Annotated in this window: 12 protein-coding genes; 9 read left to right on the forward strand and 3 right to left on the reverse strand. The window is 62.5% G+C overall.

Features of this window, described 5'->3' with window-relative positions; genetic code table 11:
- The first annotated feature begins 224 nt into the window (after positions 1–224).
- The 9 genes from ACYVKQ_RS02245 (at position 225) to ACYVKQ_RS02285 (ending at position 20,920) form a co-directional block, all read left to right on the forward strand.
- Positions 225–1,424 carry a hypothetical protein gene (locus tag ACYVKQ_RS02245; RefSeq protein WP_460575182.1) on the forward strand — a complete coding sequence of 400 codons (1,200 nt, stop codon included), beginning with the start codon at positions 225–227 and terminating at the stop codon, positions 1,422–1,424.
- A gap of 168 nt (positions 1,425–1,592) precedes the next feature.
- Positions 1,593–2,183, forward strand: a complete 591-nt coding sequence (locus tag ACYVKQ_RS02250) for a hypothetical protein (RefSeq protein WP_460575184.1) — start codon at positions 1,593–1,595, stop codon at positions 2,181–2,183.
- A gap of 71 nt (positions 2,184–2,254) precedes the next feature.
- Positions 2,255–2,629: a curli-like amyloid fiber formation chaperone CsgH gene (gene csgH, locus ACYVKQ_RS02255; RefSeq protein WP_460575186.1), complete on the forward strand. Its 375-nt coding sequence runs from the start codon at positions 2,255–2,257 to the stop codon at positions 2,627–2,629.
- Positions 2,630–2,712: 83 nt separating this feature from the next.
- Positions 2,713–4,218, forward strand: a complete 1,506-nt coding sequence (locus ACYVKQ_RS02260; RefSeq protein ID WP_460575188.1) for a carboxypeptidase regulatory-like domain-containing protein — start codon at positions 2,713–2,715, stop codon at positions 4,216–4,218.
- Between the two features lie 551 nt (positions 4,219–4,769).
- Positions 4,770–7,919 (forward strand): T9SS type A sorting domain-containing protein, encoded by a 3,150-nt coding sequence (locus ACYVKQ_RS02265; RefSeq protein WP_460575190.1) that lies wholly within the window; start codon positions 4,770–4,772, stop codon positions 7,917–7,919.
- Between the two features lie 173 nt (positions 7,920–8,092).
- Positions 8,093–11,824: an IPT/TIG domain-containing protein gene (locus ACYVKQ_RS02270; protein WP_460575192.1), complete on the forward strand. Its 3,732-nt coding sequence runs from the start codon at positions 8,093–8,095 to the stop codon at positions 11,822–11,824.
- 906 nt (positions 11,825–12,730) lie between these two features.
- Entirely contained in the window at positions 12,731–16,882 is a 4,152-nt protein-coding gene (locus ACYVKQ_RS02275; RefSeq protein WP_460575194.1) for a T9SS type A sorting domain-containing protein, read from the forward strand.
- Between the two features lie 483 nt (positions 16,883–17,365).
- Entirely contained in the window at positions 17,366–19,894 is a 2,529-nt protein-coding gene (locus ACYVKQ_RS02280) for a T9SS type A sorting domain-containing protein (protein WP_460575196.1), read from the forward strand.
- A 534-nt stretch (positions 19,895–20,428) separates the two neighbouring features.
- Complete coding sequence (locus ACYVKQ_RS02285) at positions 20,429–20,920, forward strand: T9SS type A sorting domain-containing protein (protein WP_460575198.1); 492 nt, start codon at positions 20,429–20,431, stop codon at positions 20,918–20,920.
- 89 nt (positions 20,921–21,009) lie between these two features.
- Here the strand turns inward: ACYVKQ_RS02285 and ACYVKQ_RS02290 are convergent, their stop codons facing one another.
- The 3 genes from ACYVKQ_RS02290 to ACYVKQ_RS02300 form a co-directional block, all read right to left on the reverse strand.
- The gene (locus tag ACYVKQ_RS02290; RefSeq protein ID WP_460575200.1) at positions 21,010–21,675 is read right to left on the reverse strand and encodes a TraB/GumN family protein; all 666 of its coding nucleotides are present in this window, start codon (positions 21,673–21,675) and stop codon (positions 21,010–21,012) included.
- Positions 21,676–22,043: 368 nt separating this feature from the next.
- Positions 22,044–22,370, reverse strand: a complete 327-nt coding sequence (locus ACYVKQ_RS02295) for a HesB/IscA family protein (RefSeq protein WP_460575202.1) — start codon at positions 22,368–22,370, stop codon at positions 22,044–22,046.
- A gap of 81 nt (positions 22,371–22,451) precedes the next feature.
- Positions 22,452–22,859, reverse strand: a complete 408-nt coding sequence (locus tag ACYVKQ_RS02300; RefSeq protein ID WP_460575204.1) for a hypothetical protein — start codon at positions 22,857–22,859, stop codon at positions 22,452–22,454.
- Positions 22,860–22,914 lie beyond the last annotated feature (55 nt).

Here is a 22,914-nt window from a genome sequence, read left to right on the forward strand (position 1 = left end):
CTTCACCAAAAAGTTAATTAGGCATTAAACCGGAGAGCCATAGCAAAACCCCAACACGCTCTAAGTGACAGAAATACAACTTCATCGGATAATTTGTAGGATTATTCCGAAATTATATTTTGCTTTTTCTATTACGAATACTTGACTTGTTATTATTCTAATATATATTTGTACTGTTCCTCCGGAGGGAACCCCACATTTCCCCTCTAACCCCAACGCAACCGATGAAACGTATCACAATTGTACTGGCAGCCCTGCTGGCAGCAGGATTCGCCAATGCCCAGAATAACACGAGCCGTCTGAACCAAACGGGCAACGGCAACGATGCTAACGTAACGCAGACCGGCTTCTCGAACGAGGCCCGCGGCGTGCAGACCGGTGACGATAACCGCCTGACGCAGACCCAAACCGGCCGCTACAACGAGGCCGCCAGCCGCCAGGTAGGCGACGCTAACCGGGCCACGCAAACCCAGGAGGGCCGTTACAACGAGGCCCGGAGCCGCCAGAACGGCGATGACAACCGTTCGGAACAAACCCAGACCGGTTTCTTCCACGACGCCCGCGTTACTTCCACCGGCGACGGCAACCGTTCGGTGCAAACGCAGACTGGCTTGGGCAACAGCGCCGTCGGCACCCAATCCGGCGATGCTAACCGAATCACCCAGGTGCAGGGCCTGCTCGGCGGCAACGAAGCCACGGCCCGCCAGATCGGTGACCGGAACCGGGCCGAGCAAACCCAGATCGGCGAGCTGAACCAGGCTACCATCATCCAAGGCGACGGCACGCCCATGGATGGCGACAACACGGCTACGCAGTACCAGCGCGGCTCGCTCAACCGGGCTTCCGCTCGGCAGCTGGGGGCGCGCAGCACTTCCATTCAGGAGCAGTTGGACGCCCTTGGTGACGAAGCCATCGTGATTCAGGAAGGTGGCGATGACAACTACGCCCGGCAAAGCCAGCGCCGCGTGTCGGAAGGCAACAGCCTCAATTTGACCCGCATTCAGCAAGTCGGTTTCCGTAACCGTGCGGAGCAGGATCAAATCGGCAGCCGCAACGTGTCGAGAGCCCTGCAGGCCGGTGCTGATAACCGGTCGACCCAGACCATCGGCATCGGTGGCTCGGATGACAACGTGGCCCTGGTAGAACAACTCGGCGACCGGAACCGCGCCAGCCAAGTCATCATCAACGATGATAACCGCCAGACCATCGAGCAGGACGGCGACGACAACCGCGCCCGCCAGTACACCGATGGCTTCCGCAACGTGGCTTACATCGACCAGGACGGCGACGACCACCGCGCTACGCAGACGCAGATCGGCAACGATAACACCGCCAAAGTATGGCAAGGTGCCAACGGCCAGACCAGCGTGATTGAGCAGTATGGCAACAGCAATACGGCCAACGTGCACCAGGATCATCCCTAAGCAGCCCGCAGCGAATCAGCTGCCGCAAACCCTGTCCCGGTTTGGCCCCGCGCCACCGGGACAGGGTTTCAGGGTTCCCGATCGGACTGAAATATGAATCTTCTTATGCAAGCTGCCGACCGGCAAATCCCCTGGCAGGCTGATTGGTTAACTCTTAATGGAGCTGCAATGAAACGGCAAATATGCGTGGTGGCAGTGGGCGTGTTAAGCGCCTTGCCGCTTCTGGGACTGGCCCAGGGCGCTGACCGGGGCGAAATGTCCGGCGAACAACAACTCGCGGAGAGCCTCGGCACTGAGCGCCTGCCCTTGAGCGGCGGCGAGCAGTTGCTGGGGCCAAACGCTGTGCGCCTGCTGCAGGAAGGCAGCCGTAACGAGGCCGCCGTGCAACAGCGCTACTCCGGCGAAGCTGCGTTGGGCAACTTGGTGCGGATCGTGCAGGCCGGTGCGGCTAACGTGGTTGGCGTGAGCCAGTACGGCGCCGCCAACCAGACGACAGTCGAGCAGTACGGCATCGGCAACCGGGTGGAAAGCCAGCTCAACGGTACCGGCATCGAATCGGACATCCGGCAGCAGGGCAACCAGAACGTGCTACAGCAGGAACTGAGCTTGGACAACCGTCGCTACCTGGTCGAGCAGCAAGGCAATGGCAATGAGCTGCTGCAGCGCGAAACCAGTGCCGCGCCCGGGCCCGGCTACGAGGTGCGGATGCAGGGCAACGGCATCCGCATCATCATTGAACGCGGACAGGCTTTGCCCTAACGACCTGTCCTGGGCGCAGTCGCGCCCAGGACAGGTTAAGGTTGTTTTCTGCCTTTTTACACTTTATTAATATGTTGAACGCTTCTGTACTGGTCTCGGTGGTAGCCGCGGCCTTGCTCACCACCGCCGACAACCCCGCCTGCCAGGCTCGCCTGGAAGTGCAGCAGGCGGGCGCACAACTTACCGTAATCGGTCATTGCCGCAACGGCGCACCCGACGCGGCGCGCTGGTACTACGAACTGCGTACCGAGAAACAAGGTCGGAGCGGTTCGGCGCAGAACGCACAATCGGGGCGTTTTGTGGCCCAGCCCGGGCAGGATGTAATCCTGTCGAGCACCACGATGAATTTGAGCGCCCAAGACATCTGCCGCCTGCAATTGCGGGTGCTTGATGAGCGGGGCACCGTGCTGGCCATCGATTCGCTGCAACTACCCGCGCCCCGCTGATTCGGGTTGCTGTTGGCGCCTTGCTGCCGCACGCCACGGTGGCGGCAGGGTATTTACTTGTTCACATTCATGCTCTCCACCACATGATTGGAAACCTTACCCGGCCCACCTTATGGGTGCTGCTGTGGGTCATCAGCTTTTGGCTGACGGCCTGCGAAGAAAATACCATTGAGCCGGCGCGCTACGGTGCCCTGAGCGGGGTGGTGCGGGACAGCCGCACCAATTCGCCGCTGAGCAACGCCGTCATTACGACCAATCCGGCCACGACTTCCTTCACCACCGACGCGGAGGGGCGCTTCTCGCTGCCCAACATCGCCGCCGGACCGTACGCACTATCGGTGCGCAAAACCGACTACAAAACCGAAACGCTCAACGTGAGCGTGGCCGAAGGCCCCGCCACCAGCGTGGAGGTGCGGCTGGAAAAATCCACGGGCAACCAGCGCCCGAACGCGCCTGCCCAACCAACGCCCAGCGCCGGAACCACCAATCAGCTCACGGAGCTGACGTTGCGCTGGCGCGGCACCGACCCCGACCGCAGCGACTCGCTCCGCTACGACGTGGTGCTGTATGAAGGCAGCTCGTCGGCGCGGCAGCAAGTGCTGAGCAATAGCCGCGACACCAGCGTGGTCGTCAGCGGCTTGAAGTACAATACCACCTACTTCTGGCAAGTGACCGTGCACGACAAAGCAGGCGAGACAGCGCGCGGGGACGTGTGGACCTTCCAAACCAAACCTTTTCCGGAGTTGCGTTACCTCTTCACCCGTGAGGTTGGCGGCAATACCGATGTCTACGCATCCGATGGCCTCTCCAACGGCGTCGTGTTGCGGCTCACTAGCTCGCCCCACGTTGAAAGCGTTCCTCAGCTAAGCCCGACGCGTGACCGAATTGCTTATACGAGCAATGCCACGGGGCAATTTCAGCTGTATACCATGAACCGGGATGGATCGGATGCCCGCCGCATTACCACCATCCCCGTTGAGGGCTACGCCAATAACGGGCTGGCTTACCGCTGGTCGCCCGACGGGGCCCAGCTGGTTTACGCCCGCTACGATCAGCTCTACCGCATCAACCGGGACGGAACAGGCTTGGTGCTGTTGGCCACGGCGCCGGCCGGCCGGCACTTCCGGGAGCTGGATTGGTCTGCGCTCAGCAATAAAATCGTGGTGCAGACCGTCGGCGCCCAACTTTTCGACGCGGAGCTTTATCAGCTCAACCCCGATGGTACAGGCTTGGCCCAGGTCGTTGGAAACCTGCCCGGGCGCATGGATTCCCCCAGCTACAGCATTGACGGCCGCCAACTGATCTACACCCGTGACATGTCGGGTATTGATGACGCGAGCGGACGCCAGCTCAATGCCCGCATCTTTGTGCAGCGCCCCGACGGATCTGGCCTGCTGGACCTCTCGACCCGCAAGCCGGCCGGTACCAACGACTTGAACCCGCGCTTTTCGCCGGATGGCTCAAAGATTATTTTTGTCAACATGGTGAACGATAACATCTCGCCGCCCGAAGTATGGATGATGGATGCGGCTGATGGCAACAACCGGGTCCGGTTGTTTCAGAACGCGGCGGCACCAGATTGGCGCTGAAATAGAGGAGGGCTTATACCAACGAAGCCGCGGCCATTTCCTTCGGGGAGTGGCCGCGGCTTCGTTGGTATAACCTATTCAGAATACGCCCGTAAAGGGGGCCGAATTTGACCGCAGACCTGGCGTAAAATGCCTCTTAGAATACTCTTCTGTCTGAATATTAGCAACAACTGCTGAAAAGTGGTGCGAACTTTGCCAAGTCTCTGGCTTATCTTTGGCAGGAAATTCAAACGATAGTGGAATAACAATATTGTGGACTTCCTATTATCTATGCGGCTCATCTGCTTACACACCTGCTCACACTCTTAAGAATAAGAAAAACAAATTTTTTTATGGCTATTACGTTCGCACCTTTGTGTGGCACGAAATGTGTTGACGGGCGCCGGCCTCAGGATCAGGGCAAAGACCGATGTAAACTAAAAAAATTACAACAATAAATGTAGAAACCAATCATCCACAGTCCCGGTTTCTGCGTAATGTGCCCCTGAAGGCGATGCCAACGGCCGAGCCTACTCGTTTCTTTCCTTTGTAACCATTCCTTGCTTTTTCATATGAAAAACGCTTACCAAGTCGCCTTGCGTTCTGCCTCCTGGCAGCGCCTGTGCGCGATGCTTTTCACGCTCCTGAGCTTTACGCTCGTTAGTCAGGCCCAAACCGTCACGCTAACTCCTACTCAGGTCGGCAATCCGCAAAACTTTGGCACTGTAGTAGTGGGTCAAGTGTCGGGTAACCGTTCCTTCGTAGTGGAAGGCAATGGCCTCATCGACATTATCAGCGTTGCTGTTCCCACGCGGTTCGAGGCTAGCTTAAGCCCCACCGGACCTTTCAGCGGCACCACATTGGAGTTTAACCCAGATGGCAGCGGTAATGTGGCCCCCACAACGATTTACCTGCGTTTTCGCCCGACTGTTGCGGGCTCCATCAGCCGTCAGTTCGTCGCCACGACCCAGAGTACGGGTGGCGGCACGGAAACCTCGACTCCTCCGATTTCCCTAACCGGCACCGGGCAAGCGGGTACCCCCACCATTACGACCACGCCGAGCCCGGCTACGCTGGGCTTCCCCAACACGGTCATCAACACGCAGTCGGCTCCGCAGTCCGTACAGATTACCGGCAGCTCGCTCGCGGGTCCGATTTCGGTAACGGCCCCGGCCGGCTTCTTGGTGAGCTACAACGGTAGCGCTTACGCCAGCACCACCACGCTGCCTGCTACGGGTGGCCAGCTGGACGTGGTATTCCAGCCGACGGCTGTACAGGATTACGACGACAACATCGCCCTGAGCAGCGGCAGCGCCACGGCTTCGGTGCGCGTGGTAGGTCGCGGCTTGGCTGTTCCGGCCACGCTTACGGTAACGCCCAGCAGCACGCCCCTAAACTTCGGTACGGCTCAGGTGGGTACGGCCACGGCTTCGCAAACCTTTACGGTAAATGCCAGCGGCCTGGGTACCAACAACCTGACTGTAACCGGCACGGCTAATTACCAAGTGCGCGTGGGCTCGAACCCCTTCAGCACCATCGCTACAATTGTGCCGGTGAACGGCACGGTTAACAACGTAACCGTTGACGTACGCTTTACGCCCAGCACCACGGGCACGCTGGCCGAGAACGTGACGGTAGCCGCCGCCAACGCGCCGACGCGCACGGTTGCCGTGACCGGCGAAGGTACGCCTGCTCCGGTAGGGGCTAACCTGAACGTTTCGCCGACTTCCATCACGTTCGGTAACGTAACCCAGAGTGGCTCGGCAGATACCCGCACCCTCACGGTGAGCGGCACCAACCTCGGAACCAACCCCATCACGCTGACACCGAGTGTAGCCAACATTCAGATCCGCAACGTGTCGGCCGGCGGCTCCTTCTCCAGCGCTCCGCTAGTACTGGCTTCGACGAACGGTACGGTTGCGCCGACCACGATTGAGATTCGCCTGGTATCGCCGATTTCCGGTGGGGCCTTCACGCAGCGCATCGACGTGACCAGCCCCGGCGCTACGCCGGTTACGGTTGGGGTAACGGCTACTTCGAACGGCAACGTGTCGGATATCTCCATCACGAACCCGACGAACAACACTTTTACCTTCGCTACGCGCCCCTCCACGTTCTCCCGTTCGCAGTCGTTCCTGCTGGCCGGTACCAACCTGCTGCAGGCGCTGACCGTGGCCCCCGTTGGCCCGAATGCCAGCTACTTCCAGGTGTCGGAAGACAACCAGAACTTCTTCAGCTCGATTTCCTTCACCCCGGACGGCCAGGGTAACGTGACGCAGCGTCCGATCTACGTACGCTTCGTACCGGGTGCCGGTGCCATCACGGTTAACGCCATCATCCGCGCCACCAGCTCGCCGGCTCCCGACCGCGACGTATCCGTAACGGGTATCAGCGAGCCGACCGTGCGCCTGAGCCGCACCATTGGGTTCTTCGGCGACGCCATCGTGAAGAACACGACTTCGGCCCCGGTGAACGTACGCTTGGAAACCTTCCTGCTGACCGGCCCGCTGAGCCTGTTCTTCCCGAATGACACGGAGGATGCCGAGCGTAACCCGCTGCAAACCCCGCAATTCGAATTCTCGACGGACGGCGGTGCTACCTTCGTGAAATCGGATACGCTGATGAACAACTCGGAAGGCAACCGGATTCTGGACCTGCAGGTGCGCTACGCACCAACCCGCGTGGGTAATGCCGTACAGGATCTGACGTTCCGTAACCAAGCACTCGGCACCAACTCGTTCGTGCTGCTCAGCGGTACCGGCCGCGCTTCGGGCTTCGCCATTGCGGAGGTGCCCACGGCCCAGTCGACGGCGCAGGTGATTCGCCCGCTCGGCAGCACCACGGCTACCATCCGCTTTGACCTGAGCAACCCGCCCGCGGGCCAGAGCTTCGGTCAGAACCGTCTGGTAATTGCCTCGACTACCTACCTGCAGCTGCCGGTGAACCTGTTCCCCCGTGCCAAGCAGAACTTTAACCCCGGTGTAACCCAAGGTGGGGCCTACCAGTTCGGTACCGGTACGACCATCGAAGCCAGCTCGGAAACCTTCGTGGTGTTCAGCGGCGCTGCCAACCAGTTCACGGTAGGCAACCTGGATCCGGCCAAGAACTACTACTTCTTCGCTTTCGAATTCAACGACGACGGCCTGCTCAACGCGGAGAACTACCGCGTACCGAACAACCAGCCGCAAGTGCCCTTGCCCGTGGAGCTGATTTCGTTCACGGCTAAGCTCAGCAACGGCCGCGTAAACCTTGACTGGGCTACCGCTCAGGAGAAGAACAACCGCGGTTTTGAAGTGGAGCGCAGCCAGAATGGTGTTGACTTCGTAAGCCTCGGCTTTGTGGGCGGCCACGGCACGACGAGCGTGCGTCACGAGTACAGCTTCGTGGATGCCAAGCCCCTGGCCGGCCTCTCGTACTACCGCCTGAAGCAGGTAGACCTCGACGGCAAAACGATGGACTCGCCGATGGTAGCCGTGAAGAACGGCCGCACCGCCGAAGTAACGGTGTTCCCGAACCCGGTGGTCGACGTGCTGAACGTGCGCCTGGCCAACCCCGGCACCGAAGCCCAGGTAACGGTATCTGACTTGCTGGGCCGCGTGCTGGTGCGTGGTAAGCTTTCGGCCAACGGCACGTTCGACCTGAGCGGCCTGAAGTCGGGCAACTACATTGTCACCATCAGCAACGGTGCCGAGAAGACCAACCACAAAATCGTGAAGCAGTAACCTGCTGCCACGTTCTGGAAAAAGCTCCCCGCACCACGCGGGGAGCTTTTTTTTGTGCCATTGGCAGCAACGAGAAACGCTATAATCCAGTATGAGGCCCGGGGCCCGGCCGCCGCCAAGCCGGGTCCGTTTCCAACATTTGTTTTTTCCACCTTTTTATTACTTACACGCCCGTGAAAACAACCTTTACAACTGGCAAAGCTGGCTTATGGCGTTCGTGCCGTGCGGCGGCTCTGCTGCTGGCTGCTTGGCCGCTGACAACCCAGGCGGCGCCCTTAGCCGTCGGCAACGTGGTGGTAGTCCGCATCGGCGACGGCTCGGCTGCCGTGCCCAACGGGACTGCCGCCGCCGTCTTTCTGGACGAGTACACCACCAACGGCAACCTGGTCCAAAGCGTAGCTCTGCCTACCTCGGGCAGCGGCGCGCAGAAGCAGTTTACGCTGACGGCCAACGCCTCCTCTGAAGGCATGCTGATGATGTCGGCAGACCGGCGCTACATCACCCTGATCGGCTACGACGCCGCACCGGCTACTGCTTCGGTTGTGGGCTCGGCGGCAGCCCGCGTAGTGGCCCGCATCGATGCCAACGGCAACGTGGATACTTCCACCGGCCTGACCGACGCCTTCCTGGCCAGCAACCCCCGTGCCGCCGTGACCGACGACGGCACCCGCTTCTGGGTGGTGGGCAACGGCTCGCCGACGAGCAGTGCGGGCACTCGTTTCGCCACGCTGGGCGCTACTACCTCCACGCAACTGAGCACTACCCCGACCAACGTGCGTTCGGTGGGCATCTTCGGTGGACAGCTGTACAACACCTCCGGCTCGAGTCCCTTCGTGGGCCTCAATGCCGTGGGAACGGGCCTGCCGACCACGGCGGGCCAAACCACGACGCTCGTTATTCCGAGCACGGGCAACAGCCCGTCGCCCTACGGCTTCGTGCTGCTGGACCTGAGCAGCGCCGTACCAGGCCCCGACGTGGCCTACATCGCCGATGACCGCTCCGGCGCCGGCGCTGGCATCAGCAAATACTCCCTGGTAGGCGGTACCTGGACGCTCGACGGCACCATCGCCTCGACCGCCGGCGTGCGCGGCCTCGCCGGCCAAGCGTCCGGCAACGCCGTGACCTTGTTCGCCACGTCGACCAGCACGCTCTACACGACGCTGGACGTAACGGGCTACAACGCGGCGCCGAGCGCCACGGCCGGATTGACCAGCGTGGCGACGGCACCGACCAACACCGTCTTCCGCGGCGTGTCGTATGCACCCATGGCCGCGCAGGCCCCCATCATTGCCAGCTTCTCGCCCAGCAGCGGGCCGGCCGGTACGGTGGTGACCATTCTGGGTAGCAACCTGACCGGTACCACGGCTGTGACCTTCAACGGCGTGGCCGCCACCAGCTTCACGGTGAATTCGGCTACGTCCATTTCGGCCACCGTGCCGACCGGCGCCACCACCGGCACCATTGCCGTAACCAACTCGGCCGGTACCGCTACTTCCAGCAACAATTTCACGGTGACGGCGCCCAACCCGGCGCCAACGCTGACGAGCCTCTCGCCGAACACGGCTGCTGTGGGCAGCGCCGGCTTTACGCTGACGGTGAACGGCTCAAACTTCCTGGGAGGCTCGGTGGTGAATTTTAATGGAGCTCCGCTGCCGACGACCTTTGTAACGGCCGCCCAGCTGACAGCTGCCGTGCCGGCTACGGCCATTACCACGGCCGGCGCTTACAACGTGACGGTGACCAACCCCGCGCCCGGCGGCGGCACCTCGGCTCCGCTCTCCTTTACCGTTACGTCGGCCAACCCGGCGCCGACGATTTCGGGCTTCACGCCGGCCAGCGGGCCGGTGGGCACGGTGGTGACCATCACGGGCACGGACCTGACCGGCGCCACGGCGGTAACCTTCAACGGAGTGGCCGCCACCAGCTTCGCGGTGGTCAACGCCACGACCGTCACGGCCACCGTACCGACGGGCGCCACCAGCGGCGTCATCGCCGTGACCACGCCCAACGGCACGGCCACCTCGGCCGCCGGCTTCTCCGTGACGGTGCCCAACCCGGCCCCCACCATCACCAGCCTCTCGCCGAACACGGCCGTGGCTGGCAGTGCTGGCTTCACCCTGACGGTGAATGGTACGAACTTGCTGAGCACCTCAGTGGTGAGTTTCAACGGTACGGCCCTGCCGACCACTTTCGTCTCGGCCACGCAACTGACGGCTACCGTTCCCGCTTCGGCCATTGCCACGGTGGGCAGCTACGATGTGACGGTGACCAACCCGGCTCCGGGCGGCGGCACCTCGGCCGCCGCTACCTTCACGGTAACGGCCCCGCCGACCCCGGCGCCGACGATTTCGGGCTTCACGCCGGCCAGCGGGCCGGTGGGCACGGTGGTGACCATCACGGGCACGGACCTGACCGGCGCCACGGCGGTAACCTTCAACGGAGTGGCCGCCACCAGCTTCGCGGTGGTCAACGCCACGACCGTCACGGCCACCGTACCGACGGGCGCCACCAGCGGCGTCATCGCCGTGACCACGCCCAACGGCACGGCCACCTCGGCCGCCGGCTTCTCCGTGACGGTGCCCAACCCGGCCCCCACCATCACCAGCCTCTCGCCCAATACCATTCTGGCGGGCAGCACCGGCTTTACGCTGACGGTGAATGGCACGGGCTTCCTGAGCACGTCGGTCATCAACTTCAACGGTACGGCCCTGCCGACGACCTTCATTTCGGCCACGCAGCTGACGGCCCCGGTACCGGCTTCGGCCATTACCACGGCCGGCGCTTACAACGTAACGGTAACCAACCCCGCGCCCGGCGGCGGCACCTCCGCCGCGGCCACCTTCACGGTGACGTCGCCCACGGCTCCGGCCCCGACGGTGGCCAGCTTCACGCCGGCCAGCGGGCCGGTGGGCACGGTGGTGACCATCACGGGCACGGACCTGACCGGCGCCACGGCGGTGACTTTCAACGGCACGGCTGCCACCAGCTTCACGGTGGTCAACGCCACGACCGTCACGGCCACCGTACCGACGGGCGCCACCACGGGCACCATTGCGGTGACGACCACCGGGGGCACGGCTACTTCCACGGGTACCTTCACGGTGACCCCGGCCCCGAACCCGGCCCCGACCATTGCCAGCCTCTCGCCGAACACGGCCGTGGCCGGCAGCACCGGCTTTACGCTGACGGTGAACGGCACGAACTTCGTGTCGGGCTCGGTGGTGAACTTCAACGGCTCCGCCTTGCCGACGACCTTCGTTTCGGCCACGCAACTGACGGCTACCGTTCCCGCTTCGGCCTTGGCTATGGCCGGTACCTACAACGTAACGGTAACCAACCCCGCGCCCGGCGGCGGCACCTCCGCCGCGGCTGCCTTCACGGTAACGCCGGCTCCGGTGCCAGCCCCCACCATTACCGCCGTTTCGCCCTCAACGGGCGCAGTGGGTACGCTGGTGACCATTACGGGCACCAACCTGACGGGTGCCACGGCCGTGGCCTTCAACGGGGTGAATGCGCCGAGCTTCACAGTGGTTAGCGCCACCAGCCTTACCGTAACGGTGCCCGCCGGCGCCACCAGCGGCACCATCACGGTGACCACGCCGGGCGGTACGGCCACCAGCGCCAACGTCTTCACGGTGGTGACGGCTACCGCCGCCGCTTCGGCCAACAAGCTCGACGCGCTGACGGTGTACCCGAACCCGGTAGAGAACGTGCTGAACGTGCGCTTCGCCGGTGCGGTGCCCGCCGCTGAAGTGGTGGTGACCGACCTGCTCGGCCGCACTGTGCTCAGCGGCAAACTCGGCGCCGACGGCCGCTTCGACACCAGCCGCCTGCCCGCCGGGCAGTACCTGGTGAAGTTCGTGACCAAAGACGGCAAAGCCACCCGCAAGGTGACCAAGCAATAGGTCCGCGAGAATGGCAACAAAAAGGCCCTGCCCACCCGGCAGGGCCTTTTTGTTTTAGGCAAATAATGCCAGCATAACAATTCATTAATATTAATCCGGCAGGGTTGGCAGGAGTGAAAAGTACCTTTGTAACTTAGTTCGCCTCAACTCTTTCCACTTCAGCCTGTTTGCATGAACCGAACGTTTACTCTCAGTTTCGCGGGACCCAGCCGATGCCTTCGATGGCTCACGGCGCTGTTGCTTCTCTGCTCGCCACTGGTGGGGTGGGGGCAGGTGGTAACCTATAATATTTCTGCAAATGCAGGAACTGCATCCACGCTTACTGCTACTCCAGCATTGAATGTTAGTGCGACTGATCTAACCAAGGTCAACGTTACTTCCACATCTAGCTCAGGTAATTTTCGCGCATCGGAATGGCCAATCGGAGCAACTACTAGCTCGAATACATTCACTGGCGCGGTTGACCTTAGTAAATACATAGAATTTTCAGTTGGGCCAGCCTCAGGATACACCATAAGTATTACCAGTTTATCTTTTGGTCTGGGAAGAAGTGCAACCGGGCCGCGGCAGTTTCAATGGCGTTCAAGCGCTGACAACTTTGCTGCCCCAATAGCTACTGGTACAGCAGGTACAAGTGTGACATTTGCGAATGGTGTATACACTATCCCAGATCAAAACAGCAATTACACAGGTAACACCATTACACTCAGCGGCAGCTCTTTCACAGCTATTGCTAGCTCTAGAACCTTCCGGTTATATGCTTATAACTCGGAAGGAACAGCCCCTTCGAGTGGCACCGGGGGATTAAGCGGCAATCTTGTCGTAAACGGCAGTGTTACTGCTTCTTCATCTAACACCATCAGCGCCCCGACGCTGAGTCTGACCGAAATCTGCCCCGGCCAAGCAGTGGACGTATCGTTCACGACCAGCGGCACCTTCGATGCCGCCAACTCCTTTACCATAGAATTGTCGAACGGGGCCGGTGTGTTCCCGGCGACCCCCAACGTGCTGGCTACGGCTACCAGCACCACGCCCCAACCCATCCAGGCGACCATTCCGGCGGCCACGGCCAGCGGCACCGGCTACCGGCTGCGCGTGGTGTCGAGCAACCCGGCCGTAACCAGCGCCGCCTCGGCGGCCTTCACGGTAAGCGGGGTTAGCGTCGCACCCCTTGCCACGCAAAACATCCTGACCGGTGCCAACGGCGCGCCGCTCACGGCCACGGAAGTGGGCGCCGCCAGCGCCCGGCAGTGGGCCTACGCCACCACGCCGGGCGGCACCTACACCGCCTTCAGCCCTGCCGCCACGGGCACCACGTTCACGCCCAGCTTTGCGGCGGCCGGCACTTATTACGTGGTGGTGCAGTCGACCTTCGGCTGCGGCACGATTACCAGCCAGGAGGTCCGCTTCAACGTAACCGACCCGGTGCCGGCTCCCACGGTGGTGGGCTTCACGCCCCCGAACGGCCCGGTGGGCACGGTGGTCACCATCACCGGCAGCGATTTCGTGGCCGGCACTACCACGGTGCGCTTCAACGGCATGCTGGCCACGGGCGTCACCGTGGCCTCGGCCTCGCAGCTCACGGCCACCGTGCCCGCGGGCGCCACCACCGGCACCATTTCGGTGAGCACGCCCAACGGCACGGGCACCAGCACCGACGTGTACACCGTCGACAACCCGGCGCCGGTCATCACCGCCCTCAATCCGAACACCCGGCCGGCCGGCGGCACGGCCTTCACCCTGACGGTGAATGGCACGGGCTTCTTGGCGTCTTCGCAGATCAACTTCAACGGCGGTGCCCTGACGACTACCTTCGTGTCGATGACGCAGCTGACGGCAACCGTACCGGCTTCGGCCCTGGCCACGGCCGGCACCTACGACGTGACGGTGACCAACCCGGCTCCGGGTGGCGGCACTTCGGCCGCGGCCACGTTCACCGTCACTGTCGGCGGGGGCATGGAGACCTTTACGCTGCTGCCCATCTCCGGCTCCAGCTACGTTGACGGCAGCTACGTGGGGGACAACGGCATTACTTGGAACTACGTGCGCGGCCGCGGCAGCGTCACGCTCAACGGCAAGGCCATTACCTTGGAGGACGTAGCTTCTTCCACCGTGTACAGCGCCCCGGTGCCGGGCGGCCTGTCGAGCCTGTCGTTTTCGTACAAGCGCGCGTTTTCCAACGACGTCAACGCCGACGTGCGGGTGAACGGGGTATCGGTGGGCACCCTCACCACCACGACCTCGGCCACGCAGACGTTCTCGGTGAGCAACCTCGCTTTTGCGGGCGACGTGGAAATCCGAGTGATTCAGAACGCCAGCGGCAACCAGGTCACCATCGACGACATCAGCTGGGCCGGCTACACGCCGACGGGCCCCGAAATCAAGGTGACGCAGGCGCCGGCTGCCACCAACGTGAACACCGGCGCGACGGTGAGCGTGGCTTCCACGGCCGTGGGCGCCAGCACCGACGTGACGTTTACCATTCTCAACGAGGGCGTGCTGCCGCTTACGCTGGGCACCATCACGGCCTCGAACGCTGAGTTTGCCCTGACCGGCGCCGACCCCTCCGGCAGCAGCCTCGCCGCCAACGGCGGCACAGCCAGCTTCACGGTACGCTTTGCCCCCGCGCAGGCCGGCAGCCGCACCGGCGCCATCAGCATCCCCAGCAACGACGCGACGGGCAACGAGAACCCCTTTGTCATCAACTTCAGCGGCGCGGCCACCGTGGTGTACTACGCCAAGGCCACCGGCGACCTGAACGACCCGGCCACCTTCGGCCTGAACCCCGACGGCTCGGGCGCTGCGCCGGCCGATTTCACCACCGACGGGCAGGTGTTCACCGTGACGGGCACGGGCCGCAGCATCGCGGCCAACCTGACCATCTCGGGCACGGCTTCGCGCCTGGTGCTGGCCCCGAACGCGGAGCTGATCATCCCGGCCACCTTCGGCTACACCGGCCCGCTGGATCTGGGGGCAGGAAGCCTGCTGACGGTGCGCAACAGCACCCTCGGCTACACCCTCGGCGCGGTGGACGCGAGCAGCACCATCGACTACGCCCAGGCGGGCAGCTTCACGGTGCCCATCGTGGGCGGGCCCGGCTACGGCAACCTGAAGCTGACCAACGGCACCAAAACCCTGGCCGGCGGCACCACCACCGTACGCGGCAATTTCACCGTCGACAACGTGAGCAACCTCGGCGGACCGGGCTCTGCGCCCTTCGCCGTGCTGAGCCTGCTCGGCCACTACACCGCGCAGGGCACCGTGACCAGCGCGCCGATTGCCAACGGCTTCACCCTGCTGCTCGACGGCAACAGCCTGCAGACGCTGACCGGCAACGGCAACACGCTGAGCTTCTACCGGCTGATTCAGAACAACCCGGCCGGGGCCGCGCTGGCTACGGCGGGAGGCAGCACCAATGTCGCGCTGGGCAACGCTACGACCGGCAGCAACGGCGGCGGCCTGGTGCTAAACGCGGGCACCTCGCTTACGCTCAACAGCAATACCCTCAGCATCGTGGCCAACGGTACCATCTCGGGTACCGGGCAACTGGCTGGCACCGCCTCCGCCTCCGTGCTGATCAGCAAGACCGGAGCGGCCGAACCGGGCACGCTGTACGTCAATCCGGCCGAGCCACTGGGTACGCTCACGCTGAACTCTTCCGGCAGCGGCGACGAGCTGAGCCTGGGCAGCAGCCTGACGGTAAACAACCTGAACCTAACCAACGGCATCTTGGCGCTGAACGGACAGACGCTGACCCTGAACGGTCCGGTGGCCATGGCGGCCGGCACGGCCGGGCAGCTGCGCGGCTCCGATACCAGCTCGCTTATCTTCACTGGCAGCGGCAGCGTGTCGGCCTTAAACTTTGTCAACACCGCCGCCGCGTCTTCGTTGGCTTCGCTGGTACTGAACCGCTCGGCCAACGTGACCATTCCGCTCAGCTACAGCCTGACAGTGGGTGCCGCCACGCTGACCCGCGGCGCGCTGCAGTTTAGCGGCTCCACCCGCCTGATCGTGTCGGGCACGCTCACCGGCGGCAATGCCGACAGCTACGTGAATGCCCTGACGCTGCCGACGCCCGCCACCGCCACCGCGGCCACGCTTGCCTACCCGCTGGGCGGCGCCCTGGGCTTCTACCGCCCGCTTACCCTCGACCTGACGCAAACCAGCAATGCCGCCGTGACCAACTACACGGCTCGCATCGTGGATCAGTCGGCCAACGCGCGCGGTGTGACGGCGCCGCTTACCAACGTGTCGGCCATCCGCTACTTCACGCTGACCAAGGAAACCGGCGGGGCCTCTTTCGCCAGCGGCACCCTCACGCTCACCTTCGGCACCGACGACGGCGTGAACGATCAGGCTACGCTGCGCCTGGCCCGTTCCTCGGGTGCTTCGGCCTTTGCCGACCTCGGTACACCCGTCGTCAACGGCACTTTCCCCAGCAGTGGATTTGCCTCGGGCACCATCGCGGCCAGCATCGCAGCCCTGGGCGACTTTGCCCTGGCCACCGACGCTGTCACGCCGGGCGTCAACCCGTTGCCGGTAGTCCTGGCGGCCTTCACGGCCCGGCGCCACGCCGATGGCGCCCTGCTGAAGTGGACCACGGCCCAGGAAAGGAACAGCGCCCAGTTTGAGGTGCTGCGCTCTACCGACGGCGGTCGGGAGTTCCGCGTCATTGGTACGGCACTGGCGGCCGGCAACAGCAGCTCAGCCCGTCAGTATTCCTTTGTGGATCCGGCCCTGCCCGCCGGCGCCACGTACTACCGCCTGCGCCAGATCGATCTGGATGGAACAGCGGTGGAATCCGACATTCGAATGGTGGACGCCAGCGCAGCCACCCGGGTACGACTGTACCCAAACCCGGCTACCACCACGCTCAACGTGGCGCTGGCCACACCGGCTAGCGGCTACCGGGTGCTGAACTCGTTGGGCCAGCCGCTGCTGCAAGGCCACGGTACCCCCAGCCGCATTGACGTTTCGGCGTTGCCCAAGGGCGTGTACCTGCTGGAGCTGCACCTGCCCAATGCTGGTCGGTTAGTGCAACGCTTTGTGCGGGAATAATCCACTCCCTATCTTTGTGGGAAGCCCTCGGCTGCGGCAGTAGTCGAGGGCTTTTTTTGCCCATTTCATAATGAATGGATGCAATAAAACGTGCTGATGAACAGGCTCCTGAGCCACGGAGAGTGGGTATTCCTAGGGAAAAATGTAATTGCATTTAAGGCATAAGATATTATCAGTATATTGTTCGGCTTTTAGCTTGTGCTGTCAAGCATCCAAATTCATAGCCACTATATCAGCCTCTCCAAACTGCCTTCACACTTACTCGCGCAACCTTCCAACAAAAGATCATAGAGGATGACCAAACGGTTTACTAGAATTGCAGTGGCCCTGCTTAGCGTTGGCTTTGTCAGCGCTGCTGAAGCCGCAACGGAGCCGACCACCCAACCCTCCGCCAGCTACCATCCGGCTAGCGGCGCCGCGGCCAACACTCCCTCCGCTGTATTTAAGCTTACTGGTGGCGACGGTGGCCGTTACTTGGTGGTGATGCGCTTAAGCACCACTGCCCGTGTAGCACCCGCCGACGGCGCTACCTACAATCCGAGCTCGGTATACGGTACGGCTGGGGCCGGCCGCATCACCGGCACCGGCAACTTTGTGGTGTACGCCGGCACGCCGCCCGTCAGCGCGTCACCGACGCTGAACAAGATTACCGTGACGGGGCTGGCCGCCGGCACTAACTACGTGGTGGACGTGTACGCCTACAACGAGGATTCGTCGACGGATTACCTGCAGACCAACCCGAGTACGGTAGCTTTCCTCGCCCTGCCCACCTATACCTGGAACAACCCCAACTCGACTACTCCCCAGGATTTTGGCACCGCTTCCAACTGGACGCCGGCGCGGACGCTTTCCAACACGACCGGCGCCAACGCCAACCACGTCCTGATCTTCAATGGAATTACCACGGCCAGCCCGGCCGTGCAGATTTCCCGCGGTTTCGGGGGCAACCAAACGCAAGAGCAGATTTTTGGCCAGCTCTACTTGGTCAACAACGTTAATGCCTCGTTCTACGCGCCCAGCACGGCCAACACGGCCGGTACGGTGCAGATCGGCAACGCTACTACGGCAGGCGACGACTTCGTGGAAGAAGCCGGCTCGACGCTGACCATGACCACCGGCTCGAACACAGACAACCGCTACATCGTACTGACCATGCCCACCGGCACAACGGCCAGCCTCAGCGGTACTGTCCAGAACGTACTCGGCACCAGCCTCAACATTCCGCAGCGTTTCGTGGCCGCTGATGCCGGTGCCATTCGTTTCAAAAGCGGTGCGGTCTTCAGCTCGACCGAAGTAGTGGGCCACCCCTTCGGCACCACGGGTACCGAAACGCAGGCCGGCAACAACCCGAACGAAGCATCCGGCAAGGCTGGGGCGGGCTCTGTCGTGTTCGAAGCCGGGGCCACGTTTGTGCAGAACAGCGGCCTAGACCCCTTCGGCAACGGCGCCTCGGCCGTCACAACGTTTCAGAGCGGCAGCACCTACCGCTACTTCGGCGGCACCTTCTCGGAAGCTGCCCGCACCTACGGCAACCTCGACTTCCGCGTTACCTACGCTACGTCGGGTACCTTCGCTACCACCATTCAGAACAACCTGACGGTGACCGGCACGGCCTCCACCTCGCCGGCCGTCAGCCTGAACAATACCGGCGGCGTGAACATCGGCGGCAACATCAGCGTCGACGGCACTTCGGAGTACGGCGCGGCGTTGGAATTCTCGCCCGCCTCGGCAGCCAACGTTACCCTGAACGGTACCTCGGCGGTGCAGACCATCGGCGGGATCAGCCAGCTGACCTTCGGTACCAACGCTACGTTGGTGTTGAACAACCCGCTCGGCGTGCGTCTGCTCAAGGCTATCCGCGTGCCGAAAGCCCTGACCTTCGGAACCCAGAGCGGCCGCCTGTTCACCAGCATGTCGGCCCTTCTGGTAATGCCCACGACGGCTGTGGCCTCGGGTGCCGATGACAACAGCTACGTGGAAGGTCCGGTAGCCCGCCTGACGGCTGGTCCCGGCGTGATTACCTCCACGGCTACTACCGGTCTGTTTTTCCCCATCGGTACCTACAACGGTTACGGACCGGCTACGCTCAACCTGACGCAAGCTGCGGGCACCGCATCCGGCGCCTTCATTGCCACGGCCATTGCCGACCGCGCGCCCGCCTACAGCCTGCCGGCGGGCCCCAACGACCTGCAGCGCGTATCGGGCGTGCGTTATTACACGCTCAGCGCCGACGTGCCCTTTACTGCTGGGCAGCTCTCGCTTGGTTTCCGCGCTATCGACCAGGTAGACGCGCCGAGCACCTTGCGTATCGCGCAGGGCGTAGCCGGCACCTGGACCAACATCGGCGGCGTCGTCACGCCTCCGCAGCCGGATGGTACCACGTTCCTCTCGGGTACCATCAGCAGCAACCCCGGTTTGACTTCGCTCGGCGACTTCGTGCTGGCTACTACGAACCTGAGCAATGCCCCCGGCAACAACCCGCTGCCGGTAGTGTTGACCTCGTTTACGGGTGTGCGCCAGGGCGAAGGCAGCTTGCTGCGCTGGACCACGGCCCAGGAAAAGAACAGCGCCCGGTTTGAGGTGCAGCGCGCCAGCAACGGCAACGCCGAATTCCTGACCATCGGCACGCTGGCCGCTGCCGGCAATAGCAGCTCCGCCCGCCATTATACCTTCGTCGACCGCAACCTGCCGGCCGGTACGGTGTACTACCGTCTGCGCGAGGTCGACACCGACGGCACCGAAACGCTGTCGGAAGTGGTTACGCTGAAAAATACCAAGCAATTGGAGGTAATGGTGCGCCCGAACCCCGTGCACGACCAGCTGCGCGTGGATGCTGGTACCGAGCCGCTGCAGTGGCGCGTGTTGAACCTGCCGGGCCAGACCCTGCTGCAGGGCAAGGCGCCCCAGGGCTCGGCCGTACTCGACTTCTCTTCGCTGCCCGCAGGTAGCTACTTGGTAGAAATCGTATCGGGTCAGCAGCGCACGGTGCGCAAGGTGCAGAAAGCCGACTAAAGGTTCGCTGTTAAGAATGCCCACCAAAAAGCCCCCACAGGTAATGTGGGGGCTTTTTGGTGGGCATTTGCGTAAGCAATTTCCGATAGTATGGGGGCAGGATAATCGGCGTCAGCCTCGCCTCAACATCATCTGCTAACAGGAAAACACCTGGTAAAAAGAATAAACCGGCTGGCGATTGAGCAAGTCCTTATGCCCGGTATCACCAGAGGTTTTAACGCTTTGGGGCGTATAACTTATAAAAATGATAATATTTGCTATTAAAATATAAATATTATATTTTGTCTATAAATACGGCCACAACCAGTTGGCGCAACTGCTTTTACCCGTATGCCTACCGCCGTGTACACCTCCCGACAGCGGCTTCAAACATGGGGCCTGGTACTCAGTGCGTTCTTTTTCTTGCTGCTGCCTGGCAGGCTGGTGGCTCAGCAACGATCTGGCCGGGCAGTTGCAGTAAGCGGCACCCCGCCCGGAGGCGTTGCGCCGGCCAACCATACTTCCGAGCGGCCCATTGCCAGCACCTCAACGCCGGTGTCATTCACGGCCACCGCTTCGTCCAGGGGAGTGGAGCTGAAGTGGCCGCCTGCGGCCACCGGTCGGTACGAAGTAGAACGCTCCGCCGACGGAGTTGCGTTCGAGCAGCTCGGTACGGTACTGGTTCGCAGCCCCGCCAGCTCCGCTGAGTACTTGTTTGTCGATACCAAGCCTGTTACCAGTCCCGTCTATTACCGCCTACGCCACCTCGCAGGCAGCGGGGCGGCCACAACGTCGGAACTGCTGCGGCTGGAACCACGCGCGGCTGATTGGGACGTCACTCCCAACCCCGCCGCCGATTGGGTGTCCTGTGGCGAGGTCACCGGCGAATACCGTATTCTCGACGCGACGGGCCGGATGGTGCTCAGCGGCCGGCTGGCACCCAAGCAGCGCGTGGACATACGGCGCCTGCGCAATGGTCATTACACCTTCGAGCTGAAAAGTGGCGCTGAGCGCAAAACGCGCAAGTTTCTCAAGTACGCCCCGTGATGTTCCTGCCTTTTCACGCAAAAAGCCCCGCCAACGATACAGCGGGGCTTTTTGCGTGGAGCGCATGGCCTTCCGGCTCATGCCGGTTGTTATTTTTCGACGTGGTTGCTGCGCTTCACCATGCGGGCGGCTGACTGAAAGCGGCTCCACAGCGCGGGGTCTTCCTGTTCGTACACGCGGAAGTAGGTGCGCAGTTGCTCGATCAGGCGGGCGTTCTGTTTGATGAGGCGTTCCAGCCCCTGACGGCCCGTAGCAGCTTCGCCGTCGTTGAGGCGGCTTTCGCTGAGGCTGCGCCGCAGCTCGCTGAGCAGGCTTTGGGCCTGCTGGTAATGTTCGGGCATAAAAAAGCGCTTGCTCAGGGCCGCGCTGCGCTCGGGAGCTAGGCTCAGCAGTCGGCGCGCCTCTTCGGTGAAGCTGGTCTCGCCGAGGCGCTTGAGGTTGCTGACCTGGCCCGACAGGGCCAGCAGGCGGTTGTCCTTAGTGCTGGTGGCCTGGGCGTGCAACGCAACCGTGAGCCGACGCAACAGCTGGGTCAGCTGGTGGCGGATGCCTTTCTTGCGCGCGGTAGCGCCGTCGTTATCAGCCGCCAGCACGTCCTGGGCCAGGTTTTGGGCAGCGGCCAAGGCTGCGGCCAACTGCTGCCGCAGGGGAGCCACATCGGTTTCGATGGCAGCATAGTTGGCGGTTTCGGCCGTCAGGAAGCTGCTCAGGGCTTCGTCGCGACGCAGACGGGCTTCCACCAAGTCGTTTTTCATGTGGGGTAGGGTAGGGGTGAAAAAGAGGGCACCAAGGCAAGTAAAAGCTGCGCGGCGCCTGCGCCTGCTGCCGGGGCGGAAGCCACCGACAAGTAGTGTCTGGCCCGGCCCAACTGCACCTGCACTGCCCGTTCCCGGTGCTTGCTGCGTCGGTTCGGCTCTTGGTCGGACCAGTCCTTGGCTTTTCCGAACCGCCGCATCGGGGGGGCAGGCGTAGCCCGCAGCGCGCCGTGGGCTACGGCCTGTTGCAACGCTTAACTAGTGCATACGGCGGTCAACCACGTGGCGGGCTCTGGTGCATGCAGCCACGAAAAACCCCTTCCGCCGCAGGGCAGAAGGGGAGCATATCGAGGAGCGGCTGGTGGCGCTTACACGGAGAAGCTCTCGCCGCAGCCGCAGGTGCGGGAAGCGTTGGGGTTGTTGAAGAAGAAGCCCTTGCCGTTGAGGCCGTCCGAGAAATCCAGCTCGGTGCCGGCCAGGTACAGGAAGCTTTTCATGTCGACCACCACGCGCACGCCTTTGTCCTCAAACTCCTGGTCCATAGGCTTCACCTCGTCGTCGAAGTCGAGTTTGTAGCTCAGGCCCGAGCAGCCGCCGCCCGCCACCGAGGCGCGCAGGCGGAAAGCGTCGGTCAGGCCCGCATCGGAGCGCAGGGCAGCTACTTTCTCTTTGGCCTTGTCAGAAACGGTAATCATGGCTTTTGTTGGTTTGTTGTCGATTGCTGATTGTTAGCCGCCCAGAGCAGCAACAATCAACAACCACCAATCAACAATTAATTACGAAGAAGGATTCAGCACGACGCTAAACACCGTGATGGTGTTCAGGTCGCGGCCGTAGTAAAGTTTGTCCAGCGCCTCATAGGCGTTGTGGGCACGGAAGTAGGAGGTTTGCAGTTCCTTCTCGCCGCGGGCCCGCCACTGAATGGTGTACGAGCCTTCGCTGTCGCGGAAGCTTTGCACGTAGGCCAGCATCTTGCGCAGCGCATCCAGCTTGTCGTAGCCGAGCTCGTAGCGAAACAGGAAGCTCTGCTGGTGCCGCGGGTTGACGGTAATCAAGTCCAGGCGCGTCTGCCCGTCGATCTGCCGAAAGTCGAATACCAACTGATCGGCGGGCAAGCCCAGCGTATCCGCAATCAGCCGCTGAATGCGCGCACTTTCTACGTGCACGTCGGAGGAAACTTCCATTTATTGAGGGGGTGATTGGTGATGGCTGATGGTTAATTGTTTCGGCAACGCCTGA

Source organism: Hymenobacter coalescens (assembly GCF_054783195.1).

Coding starts and splice junctions, on each gene's coding strand:
- ACYVKQ_RS02245 (WP_460575182.1), top strand. CDS start 225: ATGAAACGTATCACAATTGTACTGGCAGCCCTGCTGGCAGCAGGATTC.
- ACYVKQ_RS02250 (WP_460575184.1), top strand. CDS start 1,593: ATGAAACGGCAAATATGCGTGGTGGCAGTGGGCGTGTTAAGCGCCTTG.
- csgH (WP_460575186.1), top strand. CDS start 2,255: ATGTTGAACGCTTCTGTACTGGTCTCGGTGGTAGCCGCGGCCTTGCTC.
- ACYVKQ_RS02260 (WP_460575188.1), top strand. CDS start 2,713: ATGATTGGAAACCTTACCCGGCCCACCTTATGGGTGCTGCTGTGGGTC.
- ACYVKQ_RS02265 (WP_460575190.1), top strand. CDS start 4,770: ATGAAAAACGCTTACCAAGTCGCCTTGCGTTCTGCCTCCTGGCAGCGC.
- ACYVKQ_RS02280 (WP_460575196.1), top strand. CDS start 17,366: ATGCGCTTAAGCACCACTGCCCGTGTAGCACCCGCCGACGGCGCTACC.
- ACYVKQ_RS02290 (WP_460575200.1), bottom strand. CDS start 21,675: ATGAAAAACGACTTGGTGGAAGCCCGTCTGCGTCGCGACGAAGCCCTG.
- ACYVKQ_RS02295 (WP_460575202.1), bottom strand. CDS start 22,370: ATGATTACCGTTTCTGACAAGGCCAAAGAGAAAGTAGCTGCCCTGCGC.
- ACYVKQ_RS02300 (WP_460575204.1), bottom strand. CDS start 22,859: ATGGAAGTTTCCTCCGACGTGCACGTAGAAAGTGCGCGCATTCAGCGG.